This window comes from Micromonospora sp. NPDC049107 (genome assembly GCF_040648595.1).
In the GTDB taxonomy this organism is placed as follows: Bacteria; Actinomycetota; Actinomycetes; order Mycobacteriales; family Micromonosporaceae; genus Micromonospora.
Window position 1 is genome coordinate 169335 of record NZ_JBEZEC010000006.1, and the last position, 15078, is coordinate 184412.

The following is a 15078-nucleotide window of genomic DNA, read 5'->3' on the forward strand; positions in this document are numbered from 1 at the left end:
CGGGTTCGCCAACTACTGCGCGGCCGACCGCAGGATGTCGACGACGAAGCGGTGGTCGTCCAACTGCGGAAGCCCCGAGACGCCCATCCAGCCCACCACGCCGGTGCCGCGCACCCGCAGCGGCACCGCGCCCCCGGCGGCGGCGTACTTGGAGGCCGGCAGCCCGTAACGTTCGGTCAGCGTCACGTTCTTGTCCTGGCAGAGCCGGGCCACGTAGAGCGACGAGTGCTCGAACCGCATCACCACCCGGCCCTTGCGGCGCAGCCAGGCGTCGTTGTCCTGGGTGGAGCCGGGCAGGCCACAGTGGAACAGCTGACGCCCGGCCCGCCACACGCCCACCGCGACCGGCAGCGCCCGCTCGCTCGCGGCGGCCACGGCGCGCATGCCCAGCTCGTACGCGTCCGTCTCGGACAGGCCGGTACGTTCCAGCTCCGCCTCCTCGCGGAGCAGCTCGTCCAGGGTCGGCCAGGAATCGTGGTCGGATGGCATGGGTTTCTCCTCGTCGTTCACCAGGCGCACGGCGCGTAGTCCTTCAGGAAACAGCCGTACAGGTCGTCGCCCTGCTCGCCGCGGACGATCGGGTCGTACACCCGGGCCGCGCCGTCGACCAGGTCCAGCGGGGCGTGGAACCCCTCGTCGGCCAGGCGCATCTTCGTCGGGTGCGGCCGCTCGTCGGTGATCCAACCCGTGTCGACGCTGGTCATCAGGATGCCGTCGGTCAGCATCTCCTGGGCGCTGGTGCGGGTCAGCATGTTCAGCGCGGCCTTGGCCATGTTGGTGTGCGGGTGCCCCGGCCCTTTGTAGCCGCGACCGAACTGACCCTCCATCGCCGAGACGTTCACCACGTACTTCCGGCGGGCCGGCGCGGCGGCCATCGCCGGACGTAGTCGGCTGACCAGCACGAACGGCGCGGTCACGTTGCACAACTGCACTTCCAGCAGCTCGACCGGGTCGACCTCCTGCACCCGCTGCACCCAGCTGTTGACCGGATCGAGGTCCGGCACGAGACCGCCGGCGTCGATGGCGGTGGACGCCGCGATCCGCTCCGGCGAGGCGGAACGACTGGTCAACGCCAGTGCGGTGAGCGCGTGCGGGGTGAGGGCCGGCGACTCCGAGCCGGCGGTGAGCGCGTCACCCGCGCCGGCCGGCTTGGTGAACGTGATCAGCTCCGGCAGGGGACCGTCCGGCAGGGCCGCGGCCTCCGCGGCGACGAGCTGGGCGTACGCCCCGGGCGAGCGGCGGACCGTCTGCGCCGCGTTGTTGATCAGGATGTCGAGAGGGCCCTGGCTGCTGACCGAGTCGGCGAGGGCGATCACCTGCGCCGGGTCGCGCAGGTCGATGCCGACGATCCGCAGGCGGTGCAGCCAGTCCGCGCTGTCGGGCATCGCGGCGAACCGGCGGACCGCGTCGTGCGGGAACCGGGTCGTCACCGTCGTGTGCGCGCCGTCGCGCAGCAGCCGCAGCGCGATGTACATGCCGATCTTCGCGCGCCCGCCGGTGAGCAGGGCGCGCCGGCCGGTCAGGTCGGTACGGGCGTCCCGGCGCTCCCGGTTCAGCGCGGCGCAGGACGGGCAGAGCTGGTGGTAGAAGGCGTCCACCTCGCGGTAGCGCTGCTTGCAGATGTAGCAGCCGCGCGGGTTGTGCAGGAGCCCCGCCGTCGTGCCGCTGGTGGGGGAGGCGAGGGGGATGCCCTGGGTCTCGTCGTCGATCCGACCCGGGGCGCCGGTGGCCGTGGCCTCCGTCACCGCCCGGTCGGCCGCCAGGATGGCGTCGCGCCGCTCCTCACGTCGCCGCTGCTTGATCACCTTGTAGAGCCGCGCGGTGGCCCGCTGCACCCGCACCACGTCGGGGTGGTCGGGAGGAAGGGCCTCCAACGCCTCGAAGACGCTCAGGCAGGTCTCCAGCCGGTTCCGGTCGATGCCGCCCTGAGCGTTGTCGGGAATGTTGTCCACCGTCATGCGTCGTTGTCTCGTCCCGTTTCCTGTGCCGGATTTCGCCGGCCCACCCCAAGTCCGACCCGAAACTGTACGCACCGCGGCGTCCCGGCCGCACCCCGCGCCGTCGGGCACCCTGCACAGCTCTGTGGTGCGCGTGAGGGATGCTGGTCCCGTGCAGATCACCATCCTCGGTCCCCTCGCCGTCGACGGCCGGCCGGTCCGGGGCGAGCGGTTGGCCGCGGTGCTCCGCGCGCTCGTCGAGGCGCGCGGGCGGGCGGTCTCCACCAGCCTGCTCGTGGACGCGGTCTGGGATGGCGCCCCGCCGGACGACGCGACCGGCGCCGTGCAGGCGCTCGTGTCCCGCGTACGTCGTCTCGGGCTGCCCGTGGTGGCCGTGCCGGGGGGTTACCGCCTGCCGGCCGAGGAGGTGACGGTCGACGCGGTCGAGGCACGGGCGCTGGTCGAGGGCGGTCGGGTCGCGCTGCGGGCCGGTGACGCGCGCGCGGCCCGCGACGCGGCCGACCGGGCCCGCGCCCTGTTTCCCGAGGTGCCGGAGATCGCCAGCGCGGACGACGCGCGCCTGTTCGCCACCGTCGCCGCGCTGCGCGCCGAGGCCGCGCTCGCCGGCGCGGGCCCGTACGACGAGGCCGACCTGCGCCGGCTGGCCGCGCGGACGCCCCCGGACGAGCCGTCGGCCGCCCTGCTCGTGCGGGTGCTCGCCGCGCAGGGGCGGGAGGCGGAGGCGCTGGAGGTGGTCGAGCGTCTCCGCGACGAGCTGGCGGACCGCTACGGGACCGACCCGTCCCCGGTGATCACACAGGTCCACCTGGCCCTCCTGCGCGGCGAACTCAACCAGCCGGCAGTCGTGGCGTCACCCCGTCCGCCGGCACGCGTCGTCCTGCCCGCCGCGTGGCGCCGGCCGATGACCGCCCTGCTGGGCCGCGAGCGGGACGTGGAGGCCCTGGACGCGGCGCTCGACGAGTCGGCCCTGGTGACGATCGTGGCGACCGGCGGCGCGGGCAAGACCCGCCTCGCCGCCGAGGTGACCCGGCGCGCGGCGGCGGCCGGGCAGGGGGTGCGGGTGGTCGAGCTGGCCGGTCTGCGCTCGCCCGACGAGGTGCTGCCCACCGTGCTCGCGGCGCTCGGCGGCGCGGACACCTCGTCCACCGGCGGCAGTCTGGGCCTCGAACGCCGGGTGCTCAGCCCCGAGGAGCGGATGCGGGCCGTGGCGCCGGACCTCGACGGCCTGGTCGTGCTCGACAACTGCGAGCACGTCCTCGACGCGGTCGCCGCCGTCGTCGCCGATCTGCTCGCGGTGGTCTCCCCGGAGGTGGCGGTGCTCGCGACCAGTCGCGCCCCGCTGGGCCTGGCCGGCGAGCGGGTCCACCGACTGACCGCCCTGCCGGACGCCGACGCGCTCGGGTTGGTCGAATCCCGGGCACGGGCCGGTGGCGCGGTGCCGACCTGGGACACCGCGCGGGTTCTCGCGCTGTGCAACCGGCTCGACAATCTGCCGTTGGCCCTCGAACTGGCCGCCGCGCGGCTGCGGCACATGCCGATCGACGACGTGCTCGCCGGGCTGACCGACCGGTTCGCGCTGCTCGACGACGCGCTGCGGGGTCTGCCGGAACGCCACGCGAGCCTGTGGGCGATGGTCGACTGGAGCCGGGAACTGCTCGCGCCCGACGACCGGGCGCTGCTGGAGCGGGTCGCGGTCATCCCCGCGCCGTTCACCGCCGACCTCGCCGCCGCGGTCGCGCGGACCCCCGACGTACGGCGAGGTCTGGCGAGGCTCGTCGAACAGTCCCTGCTGACCCTGGTTGAGGGGGACGGGCCGCCCCGCTACCGGATGTTGGAGACCGTCCGCGAGTACGGCGAGGCCCGACTCGGTGCGTCCGGCGACCGGGACGCGGCGATGGCCGGCCTGGCGGGGTGGTGCCGGGACGAGGCCGTCGCGCTCGGCGACCGTTTCGTCGGCCCCGACCAGGTGGAGGCGCTCGACCGTTGCGCCGTCGAGCAGGACAACCTGGTCGCGGGCCTGCGGTGGGCGCTGGGTCAGGACGACGAGCCGGCCGCCGTCGACGTCGCCACCGCGCTGCTGCACCTCTGGACGGTGCGCGGCCTGCACCTGGAAGTCCTCGTCTGGGCACGCGGGATGCTGCACGTCGACGAGCCGCATCGGCGTCGACGCTCGGCGATCCTGCGGGGCCGGGCCAGCGGCCGGCCCCTGCCGCACGGGGACCGACTCGCCTGGACGTGCCTGTTGATCAGCGCGAACGGCGGCATCAGCGCCGACCTGCGGCCCGCCGTGCTCGCGCGGCGCGCCCTGCGCACGCTGCTCGCGGAGCGGCCCGCCGAGGTGTCGCCGCGGCTGACCGCGTTCGCGGTGGCGTTGCCCGGCTTCGACGAGTCCGACCCGGAGAAGAGCCTGAAGGCCGCGACCGAGTTGATCGCGCACCCGGACCCGTACGTGCAGGCGCTCGGCCTGATCGCGCGCGCGGCGGTACGGGAGAACAACGGCCTGCCGGAGGCGTCGATCGAGGACGCCGAGCAGGCGTACCACCGCTTCGAGGTGGCGGGCGACCACTGGGGCATGGCGATGGCCGCGGGTGCCGTCGGGCAGTTCCTGCTCCCTGGCAGGGAGGGGCGGTCGGCCGAGTGGCTGGCGCGCAGCGTCCGGCACATGGAGATGATCGGCGCACAGCAGGACGCGCGGTCGATCCGGGTGCGGCTGGACGTGCAGCTCGCCCTGACCGGCGACGCGGACGCGGAACGGCGACTCGGTGAGACGGCGACGCCGGGCCAGGCCGAGCAGATGGACGTCGCGCAGGCGCTTCTCGGCCTGGCGCACCTCGCCTGGCAGCGCGAGCGCTATGACGAGGCACTGGCCCACGCCGACGAGGTGAACCGCACTCTCGCCGGCTGGACCGGCCCGCCACCGCAGCCGCGGGTGATGCTGCGGGCCTCGGTGGCGGTCCTGTACCTGCGGGTGGCCGAGGCGCGGGGGGCATCGGGCACCGACGCCGCCCGCCAGGCGGCCACGTTGTTGGCGCTCGCCCGCGACGACGCGCTCAACTCGAAGGACCTGCCGGTGATCGGGGCGTGGGCGTCAGGCGGCGCGGACCTCGCCGCGTACCGGGACGACATCGCCACCACCCGCGAGTTGTCCGCGCTCGCCAAGCGGCTCGGGACGCACATGGAGCTGTTCTTCCCGAGCGAACGCAGCGAACGACTCGACGCCGCCCTCGGTAACGAGGAGCAGCGTGAGTCGTTGCTGGCCGTCTGGCGTGCCCGGCCGGTGGCCGCGGCCGTCACCCGGGTCCGTGAGCTGATGGAGGACCTGCTCGCCTAGCCCGGGTCAGACCTTCTTGCGGTAGGCCCGCAACGCCATCGGCATGAACACCGCCACGAAGCCGGCGCACCAGGCGAGGGTCCACCACACGTGCGCGTCGAGCGGGGTGCCGAGGAACAGGCCGCGTACCGAGGCCACCAGGTGGGTCATCGGGTTGACCTTCACGAAGGCCTGCATCCAGCCGGGCAGGGTGTCGGTGCCGACGAACACGTTCGACCCGAAGCTCAGCGGCATGATCAGGGCGAACATCAGGCCCTGCACGGCGCCCGGGGTGCGCACCTTCATCGACACCCAGACCGGCAGCCAGCTCAGGCAGAGCGCGAACAACACCGCGAGCACGCAGCCGGCGATCGCCCGGAACGGGTCGGTGTCGATCCGGAAACCCATCAGGTAGCCGATCGCGAGGGTCGAGACCGTGACGATCACGTACCGGACGACGTCGCCGAGGACCGCGCCGACAAGCGGTGCGGAACGGGGGACCGGCAGCGACCGGAACCGGTCGAAGATGCCCTTGGCGATGTCGGTGTTCAGGTTCACGCCGATCGCGATCGCCCCGGTGGCGATGGTCTGCGCCAGGATGCCCGGCAGCAGGAACTGCAGGTAGTCATGGGTGGAGCCGGCGACCGCGCCGCCGAAGATGTAGACGAAGATGACCAGGAACAGCACCGGTTGCAGCGTGACATCGATCAGCGCCTCGGGCGTACGCCAGGTCTTGATCAGGCTGCGTTTGGCGAGCGCCAGCGAGTGCCGCACCAGCCGGAACGGTCGTGGGTTCACCGCTGCCGTCGACGGTGTGGAGTTCGGTGTGGTTGGTGCGCCGACCAGGGTGCTCATGCCGCTACCTCCGTACGCGAAGTGGTGTCGTCCTCGGACGCCGTACGCCCGGTGAGGGTGAAGAACACCTCGTCGAGGCTGGGCAGGTGCAGGGAGAGTTCGGTGACGGCGATGCCGGCGGAGGCCAGGCGCGCGACGCTCTCGGTCAGCGCCGTGTCGTCGGCGACCGGCACGGCGAGGACGCCCCTGCGGATCTCGTCGGCCGGCCCGCCCGAGCCGACCTCGGTCAGGATCGCCGCGGTTCGGCGGAGCTGCGCCGGGTCGGTCGGCCGGACCTCGAGGGTCTGCCCGCCGACGATCCGCTTGAGCCCGTCGGGTGTGTCGTGGGCGATGACCCGGCCGTGGTCGATCACCGTGATCGCGTCGGCGAGCGCGTCGGCCTCCTCCAGGTACTGCGTGGTGAGCAGCACCGTCGAGCCGTTGGTCACCAGCGACCGGACCACGTCCCACATGTCCTCGCGCTTGGCCGGGTCCAGCCCGGTCGTCGGCTCGTCCAGGAAGATCACGTCCGGCGAGCCGACGAGGCTCGCGGCCAGGTCGAGCCGTCGGCGCATACCCCCGGAGTACGTCTTGGCGGGCCGGTTGGCGGCGTCGGTCAGGTCGAACCATTCGAGCAGTTCGGTGGCCCGCCGCCGGGCACCGGCGCGACCGAGGTCCAGCAGCGTGCCGAACAGCTCCAGGTTCTGCCGCCCGGTCAGATCCTCGTCGACCGAGGCGTACTGGCCGGTGAGGCCGATACGCTGCCGGACCCGCCCGGCGTCGCGGACGACGTCGAAGCCGCCGATCCGGGCGCTTCCGGCGTCCGGGGCCAGCAGGGTGGAGAGGATGCGGACGGCCGTGGTCTTGCCGGCGCCGTTGGGGCCGAGTACCCCGAGCACCGTCCCCCGGGGTACGGCGAGGTCCACGCCCTGCAGCGCCCTCGTCTTCCCGAAGGTCTTGACGAGGCCCTCGGCCTCGATCACCAGATCGCTTGTCATGCCGACCAGCGTGCGCGGCGCGCCTGACACGGCCCCGACACGCCGCTGACAGCCCCGCCGACGCGGGCCGACACCGTGCCGACGCGAGGGCGGCCGTCGGCGCGGGCGTCGCGATATGCTGGCGGCGGCAGAGCGCCTGCCCGCGCCCGATGTGGTGGCCCACGCCCGACCACATACCTGGGCCAAGAGTCGCCGACTCCGCGCGGTCGTGTCGATTCTCGGCGTGCCGGTCACGTCGCCCGCTCCGTGGAGCGCGTGGGGCTGCACCGGAGGCGTCATGTCCGATCACCCGTCCCACCGTTCCCCCGTCGCGGGCCGCGCCCGCAGGCGCGCCATCCGGGAGGAGGCGGCCCGCACCGGCGTCGGCTACTCGGTGGCCGCCCGGCAACTCGACTCGGCCGGTCTGAAGCCCGGCGAAACCCTCGCCAGGTACGGCCGGACGATCTATCCGACCAGCGCCGACCCGTACCGTCAGGCCCTCGTCGACCGCCGCGAACGGCGCTCGTTCGGCGAACGGGTGGCCGACACGCGCCGCGCGGCGACGCTGCCGGAGGGCCGCGCCGCGCACCTCGTCGAACGTTTCCCGCCCAGCCGTGGGCCGGCCGGCTCCGGCGTCGGTCGGCTCTACCACGGCGAAGGTCGGCAGGAGTTGCTCGCCATGCTGTACCTCGTGGTCGCGGCCGAGTCGCCCGGACTGCTCCCGGAGGTGGGGGACGTCGCCTGGATCGCGGAGCTGGGCGAGGACACGGCGGTCGACACCGCCTGCTCCGATGTCGACCGGGAGGCCCGCCGGCTGCTCGACGAGACGCCGACGCGGCTCTGGTCGGCGATCGAGGAGGCGTTGGCCGTCGTCGAGGCTGGCGTGGACGGGCAGCTCCGCCACGCGGCGGTCCGCCAGGCCGCGCTGCTGCGCACGATGATGACGCCGCGCCTCGGCTCCGTGGACGAGCCGTACGTGCCGGGACTGCCGGCCGCCGGCGTGGGACAGATCCTCGACGCGCTGCTCATCGTGGCCGACGACGGGCATGCCCCGGGCACCCGGGTACGACGTGTCGCGGGGGCGGACGACGCGCGACTGGCCACGATCGTCGGGGCGCGATGGGGATCGGCGGGGCCACCGGTGGGCTACCTCGTCTGGCCCGACGGCGCGACGGCTTCCGTTTCCGTTCCGGCCGACGGCCTGGTGGTGCTGGCCGGGCAGGAGTCCGTTCCGCGGTGAGCCGGCCGCCGTCCGGTCACCGCCTCGGAATCCGGGGTTGGTGCGCTCGCCGGCCGCTGCCATAATGGTGGTGGCGCCCGTCGATGTCCGTGGGCCCGGGGGAAGCCCTCCGCAAGGCGCGGATGGTGGGGGTCGAAACCCGGAGGCCGCGATGGACCTTGTCCCCGACGCTACCGCCCTCTCCAGCCTGGTCGACCTGCTCGGCGCGGTGCTGCAACTGGCCGCCGCGGTGGTCAGCCTCATGGCGGTCGTCGCCGCCCGTGGGCGTCGCCGTCGGCGGGACCGCGATGTCTAGCGCGATCCATAACCCTGGAGTACGACCCAGAGGGGATGACCCGGAACATATATTCCCATCAATACGATAGCCGCTATCGATCAGGTGCGCCCACAAGGCGTGCCGTACCGAAGCGGAGGAATGCATGGTTCGCTGGCGTACCCTCACCGGCCTGGTGGCCGCCGCGCTGGCCGCGGCCAGCCTCACCCTCGCGGCACCCGCCGCCGCGGCCGACAACCCCGTCACGCCGAACGTGGTCGGCGGCACCCGCGCCGCCCAGGGCGAGTTCCCGTTCATGGTGCGGCTCTCGATGGGCTGCGGCGGGGCCCTCTACAGCTCCCGGCTGGTGCTCACCGCCGCACACTGCGTGGGCGCGACCGGCACCAACACCAGCATCACCGCGACCCTCGGGGTGGTCGACCTCCAGTCGTCCAGCCGGATCACCGTCCGGTCCAACTACGTCTACCGCGCGCCCGGCTACAACGGCAACGGTAAGGACTGGGCGCTGATCCGGCTGGCCACCCCCGTCACCGGGCTGAGCACGTTGAAGATCGCCACCACGACCGCGTACGACAGCGGCACCTTCACCGTCGCCGGCTGGGGCGCGGCCCGTGAGGGCGGCGCGCAGCAGCGGTACCTGCTCAAGGCGAGCGTGCCGTTCGTCAGCGACTCCACCTGCAACTCCAACTACGGTGGCGACCTCATCCCGGCCGAGGAGATCTGCGCCGGCTACGCCAGCGGCGGCACCGACACCTGCCAGGGCGACTCGGGTGGCCCGATGTTCCGCCGCGACGCCACCAACGCCTGGATCCAGGTCGGCATCGTCAGCTGGGGCAACGGCTGCGCCCGACCCAACTACCCGGGCGTCTACACCCAGGTGAGCTACTTCGCCTCGTCGATCGCCTCGGCCGCGGCGAGCCTCGGCGGCTGACCGCGCGGCACGAGGGGGCGGCCCGGATTTCGGCGGTCCGGGCCGCCCCCAAGTGCCGTGTGGCGTCCGGGCGAACCGCAGTGGGCCAGCCGACAGAATCGGTGGCCCGCGCGTCCCGGGGCGGACGGGGCGGCCAGAATGGGTCCGTGCAGATCCTGTCCATCCAGTCGTCGGTCGCCTACGGCCACGTCGGCAACTCGGCCGCCGTCTTCCCCCTGCAGCGTCTCGGGCACGAGGTGTGGCCGGTGTTGACCGTCCACTTCTCCAACCACACCGGGTACGGCGCGTGGCGCGGCCCGTTGCTGGCGGCCGCCGACGTGGCCGAGGTGATCGCGGGCATCGCCGACCGGGGCGTTCTCGGCAGCGCCGACGCGGTGCTGTCCGGCTACCAGGGCGACCCGGCGATGGGCGCCGTGATCCTCGACGCCGTCGCCCAGGTCAAGGCCGCCAACCCGGCCGCCGTGTACTGCTGCGACCCGGTGATGGGCGACGTCGGCCGGGGGATGTTCGTCCGGCCCGGCATCCCGGAGTACCTGCGCGACACCGTCGTGCCGCGCGCCGACATCATCACGCCGAACCACTTCGAGCTGGACTTCCTCGCCGGCCGTACGACCACCACCCTCGCCCAGGTGCTGGAGGCGGTCGACGTCGTCCGTGCCACCGGGCCGAGGCACGCCCTGGTGACGAGCGTGCTGCACGACGACGTGGCGGCGGGTTCGCTGGAGGTGGTGGCGGTCTCCGACGAGGGGGCCTGGGCGGTCACCACCCCGCTGCTGCCGATCAACCCGAACGGCGGCGGCGACGTCACGGCGGCGCTGTACCTGGCGCACCTGTCGACCACCGGCTCACCGGCCACCGCGCTGGAGCGGACCGTCTCCTCGGTCTTCGCCGTCCTCGAAGCGACCCTCGCGGCGGGCACCCGGGAGATCCAACTGATCGCCGCGCAGGACGCGATCGCCGAGCCGCCGGCCCGGTTCACGGCCCGCCGGTTGCGCTGACCACGACCCGGACCGGCGTCAGCTCAGCGCAGCGCGTCGTCGCGCAGCACGGCGTGCGCGCCGACGGTCTGGTTGACGATCTGGGTCACCCGTACGTCGACGAGGACGCTGGCCAGCGCCACCGCGTCCGGCCGGCTGAGACCGTGCAGCCGTTGCAGCAGGGTCATCATCGCCTCCAGGGCACGGAGCGTCGCCTCGTCGAGGGTCGCTCCCACGCCCAGCGTCAGCCAGGCGTCGGCGGTACGGGCCACCGGGCCGGTGACCGGGAAGTCGTCGCGGACGTCGAAGGTCAGCGTCACCTCGTCCATCGGGCACTCGATCGCCGTGCCGCCCACCTCGCCGTCGCCCTGGGCGGCGTGCCCGTCCCCGACCGAGAACAACGCTCCGTCGACCGTGATCGGCAGCAACAGCGTGGTCCCGGCGGTCAGGTCCTTGCAGTCCAGGTTGCCGCCGCACTCGCGAGGTGGGGTGGTGGAGTGCCGTCCCGGCTCCGCCGGCGGCATGCCGAGCACCCCCATGAAGGGACGCAACGCCACCGTGTGGCCGTGCTGGTTGCGGCCGGTCATCGTCGCCGGGTCCAGCTCCCAGGCGTGTACCACCTGTGTCGACTCGACGTCGTAGCGCTCGTTGAAGGCGCTCGGCCACCCGCCCGCCACCGTCGTACCCCAGGTGCCCGGGACGATCGCGTCGATGCGTACCGCGAGGGTCTGGCCGGCGCGAGCGCCGCGGACCGCGACCGGTCCGACGAGCGCGTGCCCGTCCTCGGGCCGGCGTTGCGGGACCCGGGGGCGGTCCCGGTTCGCGCCGCCGGGGTACGGGCCGGCCGACCACCAGCAGTCCAGGGTGCGGTAGGTGACGGTGTCGCCGGAGTCGATGGTGAGCACCGGCGCGAGGTCGGGGGAGAAGTGGCCGTGCAGGGTCTTGTCGTCCGGTGCGAGGGTGTGTCGCATCTGCGCAGGCTACGTGTCGATCCGGCGTGGCGCGACCGCCGGTGGGCGTGGGTGCGCGGCCGAACGGGTCGGCCGCGCACCTGCGCGGATCGGGTCAGTCGACGGTCGGCGGTGCCGTGCGGGCCGCCTCAGCCAGTGCCTTGGCGGCAGTGGCGTACGGGTTGTAGCTGTAGCTGCGCGCCAACCCGGCCGGGACGGTGAAGTAATCGGCGGACAGCTTCGCCGGGTCACTCGCCAACTCGCCACGGGCGGGTACGTCGTTGCCGTCGTCCCAGCCCCAGGGGGCGTTCGCGGAGTTCGACGAGCAGCTCCAGGTGCCGACGCCGCAGTCGCCGGAGGTGTCGCCGGCGAAGGTGCCCAGGCTGGCGAAGAGATTCGCGTTCGTCCGCTGCGCCCACAGGCCGCCGGCGGCGAAGATGTCGATGAGCTGGTAACGGACGTCCCGGTCGTCGCCGTTCTCCGGCGTCTCGGCCACCGTGGACGGGTAGTAGACCAGGCCGTCGCCGTTGATGGCGTACTGCGGGTACGCCTTCAGTCCGTGGCCCTGCGCCTCCTGGGCGGTGACCGGGTGGGTGAAGGAGTCGTGCGGCGAGGACTGGAACTGCAGGGTGCCGTCGACGCTCTCCCGGCCGCTGGTCCAGCTGCTGCCGGCCGGGGTGTACGAGTAGAAGTCGCTGTGCGCGACGGTGACCGCCCCGCGCAGGACGCCGTACGCGGAGCCGTCCCGCTCGATCGCGAAGAGGACGCCCTCGCCGTCGTTCTCGTGCTCGGTCTCGAAGAACGGGTGGTCGGTCCAGTCCCGGGGGTGGAAGAACAGGTACGTGATGTACCAGTGCGTGCTCGTCTCCACGACGGAGTAGTACACGTGCGCGGCGAGCGACGTGCCGGACGCCCCGGTGCGGTCCCAGTTGTTGCGCCCGTTCAGGTCGCCGTCGAAGTCCACGGCGGTGACGTAGTCACTCCGGCCGCCCAGGGCGTGGGTGCCGGTGGCGTCGACGTCCTGGTAGTGGATGGGCGCCCAGCGCAGGGCCAGGTCGGCCCGGCTGGGAGCGGCGGCTGCGGGTGACGGCGTCGTGAGGGGGGCCAGCGTCAGCGCCGCCACGGTGGCCGCCGCCGTCAGTGCCCTCGTCACCCGCCGGTTCGTGTTGCTCCTGTCGCGCATGGTGTGTGCTCCCGCGTCGAAGTGACATACCACTATGGATGATCGTCGATCCGGGGGCCCGGCGCGTGTCCTCGCGGCGACGGGCAGGCGGCGGGCGTCCGACGGGCTCGCGACACCCCGCTTGTATCGACAACCGTCGAATGCGATGCTGTGGTTCGGCCGCGCTCGGGAGCCGGCGTGGTCGATCTCTGCTCCGGAGTCGGGGACGCGCGAGGTGGCCCCACCACCCGCGCGCGGGCAGTCCCCGTCAGCGGCCGCATGCCGATCGCCGTCGGGCGGCCGCCGCGCAGGTCCGGACCCGTACGGTCGGCTGCCCATCCGTGGCCGCGACGGCGACGGCTTCTCGGAGGTACGGATGCGTCGCATCTTCCTGGCTCTCACGACCATCGCCCTGACCACCGCCACGACCGGCTGGGCCGCGACCACCGGCGTCGCCCAGGCGGCGCCGACACCCACGGCGTCGGTCACGGCGGCGCCGACACCCACCCCGGTCTGCCCGCCGGCACTGCCCATCGGTGGTCGGGTGTCCGCGGCCACCACCACCAGCCTGACCGTCGTCTACTTCATCGCGCTCAGCCCGCCGTGCGGCTACCGGCCGCCGATCACCGTCGGACTCTTCGCCAGCCGCGAGGACGCCTACGCGTGGCGGAACCCGGTGGCCGAGTTGGTCTCCGCCGAGCGTGACGGCACCGTCACCTTCGACCGGCTGACCCCCGACACCGAGTACTGGTTCGGGTTCCGCGACTCCGAGGGCCGGTGGGAGCCCTACTACGGGGGGAGCGGCCGGACCGCCGCGCTGACGTCCTGCCGGGCGACCGCCACCATCGACTCGCGCTGGGGCACCGGATTCGTCGCCACCGTGACGGTCCGCAACGTCGGCACGCAGCCGTTGGACCAGTGGCGCGTCTCCTGGCGCTGGGCCGGCGACGAGCGGATCCAGGCGGTGTGGGGCGGTGTCGTCGACCCGGCCGGCGCTGACGTGGTGGTGCGCAACGCACCGTACAACGGAACGCTGGCGCCGGACGGGTCGACGACGTTCGGTCTGCTCGCGACGGCCAGCGCGCCGCCGGCCGGGCTGACGCTGACCTGCGCGCGCTGATCCGGGCGACGTACCCGGGGGTCGGCGTCGCGTCAGGGCTTGCGGGCCACCGCGCCGTAGGCGTCGATCCCCCGGGCGTCGGCCTCGTCCGGACGCCACAGCGGGATCGGCACGAGACCGGGCTCCACCAGCGTCAACCCGGCGAAGCAGCCGGCGAGATCCGCCGGGCTGCGCAGGATGTACGGGACACCGCCGTTCTCGGCCAGCCGCTGCGCCCCGGAGACCACCTGCGGGCTGGTGTTGGTGCCGTCCCAGAGCACCAGGTGGCTGCCGGACGCCGTCGCGTCCATCGTCCGCCCGACGATCGAGCGCACCACCTCCAGGTCCGGCTCGTACCCCAGCACGCCCATGAACATGACGGCGATCGGCTGGTCGAAGTCGAGCGTCCGCGCCGCCTCGGCGAGGATGGCCTCCGGGTCGTGGTAGTCGGCCGGCACGTACGTCGTGACACCCTGGACGGTCGTGCTGGCCAGCAGCGCGCGGGCGTGCACGAGGACCATCGGGTCGTTGTCGACGTAGACGACCCGCGCGTCCGGCGTGATGCCCTGGGCGACCGCGTGGGTGTTCTGCATGGTCGGCAGGCCGGTGCCGATGTCCAGGAACTGCCGGATGCCGGCCTCGGCGGCCAGGTACCGGACCGCCCGGACCAGGAAGCGGCGGGACTGCTGCGCCATCAGGACGATCTCCGGGTAGACCTCGGCGACCGCGTCACCGGCCGCCCGGTCGGACTGGAAGTTGTCCTTGCCGCCCATCCAGTAGTTCCAGATCCGTGCCGCGTGCGGCACGTCGGGCTGAAGCGTCGCGGTGAGTTCGGCGTCCGGGCCGGCCATGCCAGGCTCCTATCGAGGGGTCCGTCGGGGTGAACCGGATTGTCCACTATCGACGGCGTCGGCCCCGACCGGGTCGCCCGCCTCGGAAACGGGCGACCCGTCGACGTGTCACGGCGCTTCGACGACCTCCCGGCCCAGCGGCCAGAAGGCGGCCGGGACGAGCTTGAAGTTGGCGATGCCGAAGGGGATCCCGATGATCGTCACGCAGAGCGCGATGCCGGCGAGGATGTGGGACAGGGCCAGCCACCAACCGGCCAGCACCACCCAGAGCACGTTCGCCAGCCCGGAGCCGACGCCCGCGCCCGGTTTGGGCACCAGCGTGCGGCCGAAGGGCCACAGCGAGTAGACGGCGAGGCGCAGCGCGGCGACGCCGAACGGAATGGTGACGACCAGCAGGAAGCAGATCAGCGCGGCGAAGCCGTAGCCGATCGCCAGCACGAGGCCACCGCCGAAGATGAGCCACAGGACGTTCAGGACGAAGCGAATCACCCCTTCAGCATGAGCGATGCTCGCCA

14 protein-coding genes are annotated in these 15078 nt (G+C 73.1%); 6 read left to right on the forward strand and 8 right to left on the reverse strand.

Annotated features, from left to right (window positions below; genetic code table 11):
- Nucleotides 1-12: 12 nt before the first annotated feature.
- The gene (locus tag AB0B55_RS16635; RefSeq protein ID WP_357172110.1) at nt 13-489 is read right to left on the reverse strand and encodes a heme-degrading domain-containing protein; all 477 of its coding nucleotides are present in this window, start codon (nt 487-489) and stop codon (nt 13-15) included.
- Between the two features lie 17 nt (nt 490-506).
- Entirely contained in the window at nt 507-1958 is a 1452-nt protein-coding gene (locus AB0B55_RS16640; protein ID WP_357172111.1) for an SDR family NAD(P)-dependent oxidoreductase, read from the reverse strand.
- A 151-nt stretch (nt 1959-2109) separates the two neighbouring features.
- Here AB0B55_RS16640 and AB0B55_RS16645 point away from each other — a divergent pair, with 151 nt between their 5' ends.
- The gene (locus tag AB0B55_RS16645) at nt 2110-5289 is read left to right on the forward strand and encodes a BTAD domain-containing putative transcriptional regulator (protein WP_357172112.1); all 3180 of its coding nucleotides are present in this window, start codon (nt 2110-2112) and stop codon (nt 5287-5289) included.
- A 6-nt stretch (nt 5290-5295) separates the two neighbouring features.
- Here the strand turns inward: AB0B55_RS16645 and AB0B55_RS16650 are convergent, their stop codons facing one another.
- On the reverse strand, nt 5296-6123 hold the full coding sequence (locus AB0B55_RS16650) for an ABC transporter permease (protein WP_357121190.1): 828 nt from the start codon (nt 6121-6123) through the stop codon (nt 5296-5298).
- A complete protein-coding gene (locus AB0B55_RS16655; RefSeq protein WP_357121194.1) occupies nt 6120-7100 on the reverse strand; it encodes an ATP-binding cassette domain-containing protein in 981 nt (326 codons plus the stop codon). Before AB0B55_RS16655 ends, AB0B55_RS16650 begins: the two co-directional genes overlap by 4 nt.
- Nucleotides 7101-7377: 277 nt before the next feature.
- Between AB0B55_RS16655 and AB0B55_RS16660 the strand changes: the two genes are divergently transcribed.
- From AB0B55_RS16660 to pdxY, 4 genes are all read left to right on the forward strand, one after another.
- Nucleotides 7378-8319, forward strand: a complete 942-nt coding sequence (locus tag AB0B55_RS16660; protein ID WP_357172113.1) for a hypothetical protein — start codon at nt 7378-7380, stop codon at nt 8317-8319.
- A gap of 151 nt (nt 8320-8470) precedes the next feature.
- The gene (locus AB0B55_RS16665) at nt 8471-8614 is read left to right on the forward strand and encodes a hypothetical protein (RefSeq protein ID WP_357121200.1); all 144 of its coding nucleotides are present in this window, start codon (nt 8471-8473) and stop codon (nt 8612-8614) included.
- 124 nt (nt 8615-8738) lie between these two features.
- Nucleotides 8739-9524, forward strand: a complete 786-nt coding sequence (locus AB0B55_RS16670; RefSeq protein WP_357121203.1) for a serine protease — start codon at nt 8739-8741, stop codon at nt 9522-9524.
- A gap of 146 nt (nt 9525-9670) precedes the next feature.
- Nucleotides 9671-10522 carry a pyridoxal kinase PdxY gene (pdxY, locus tag AB0B55_RS16675; RefSeq protein WP_357121206.1) on the forward strand — a complete coding sequence of 284 codons (852 nt, stop codon included), beginning with the start codon at nt 9671-9673 and terminating at the stop codon, nt 10520-10522.
- Between the two features lie 23 nt (nt 10523-10545).
- Here the strand turns inward: pdxY and AB0B55_RS16680 are convergent, their stop codons facing one another.
- A complete protein-coding gene (locus AB0B55_RS16680; protein ID WP_357121209.1) occupies nt 10546-11472 on the reverse strand; it encodes an acetamidase/formamidase family protein in 927 nt (308 codons plus the stop codon).
- A 94-nt stretch (nt 11473-11566) separates the two neighbouring features.
- Nucleotides 11567-12634, reverse strand: a complete 1068-nt coding sequence (locus AB0B55_RS16685) for a hypothetical protein (protein ID WP_357172114.1) — start codon at nt 12632-12634, stop codon at nt 11567-11569.
- A 355-nt stretch (nt 12635-12989) separates the two neighbouring features.
- Between AB0B55_RS16685 and AB0B55_RS16690 the strand changes: the two genes are divergently transcribed.
- Nucleotides 12990-13733 (forward strand): cellulose binding domain-containing protein, encoded by a 744-nt coding sequence (locus AB0B55_RS16690; protein WP_357121215.1) that lies wholly within the window; start codon nt 12990-12992, stop codon nt 13731-13733.
- Between the two features lie 32 nt (nt 13734-13765).
- On the opposite strand, the gene AB0B55_RS16695 is transcribed toward AB0B55_RS16690, so the two are convergent.
- Both AB0B55_RS16695 and AB0B55_RS16700 read right to left on the reverse strand, forming a co-directional pair.
- The gene (locus tag AB0B55_RS16695) at nt 13766-14563 is read right to left on the reverse strand and encodes an SAM-dependent methyltransferase (RefSeq protein WP_357121219.1); all 798 of its coding nucleotides are present in this window, start codon (nt 14561-14563) and stop codon (nt 13766-13768) included.
- A gap of 108 nt (nt 14564-14671) precedes the next feature.
- Entirely contained in the window at nt 14672-15052 is a 381-nt protein-coding gene (locus AB0B55_RS16700) for a YccF domain-containing protein (RefSeq protein ID WP_355050086.1), read from the reverse strand.
- Nucleotides 15053-15078: the final 26 nt, after the last annotated feature.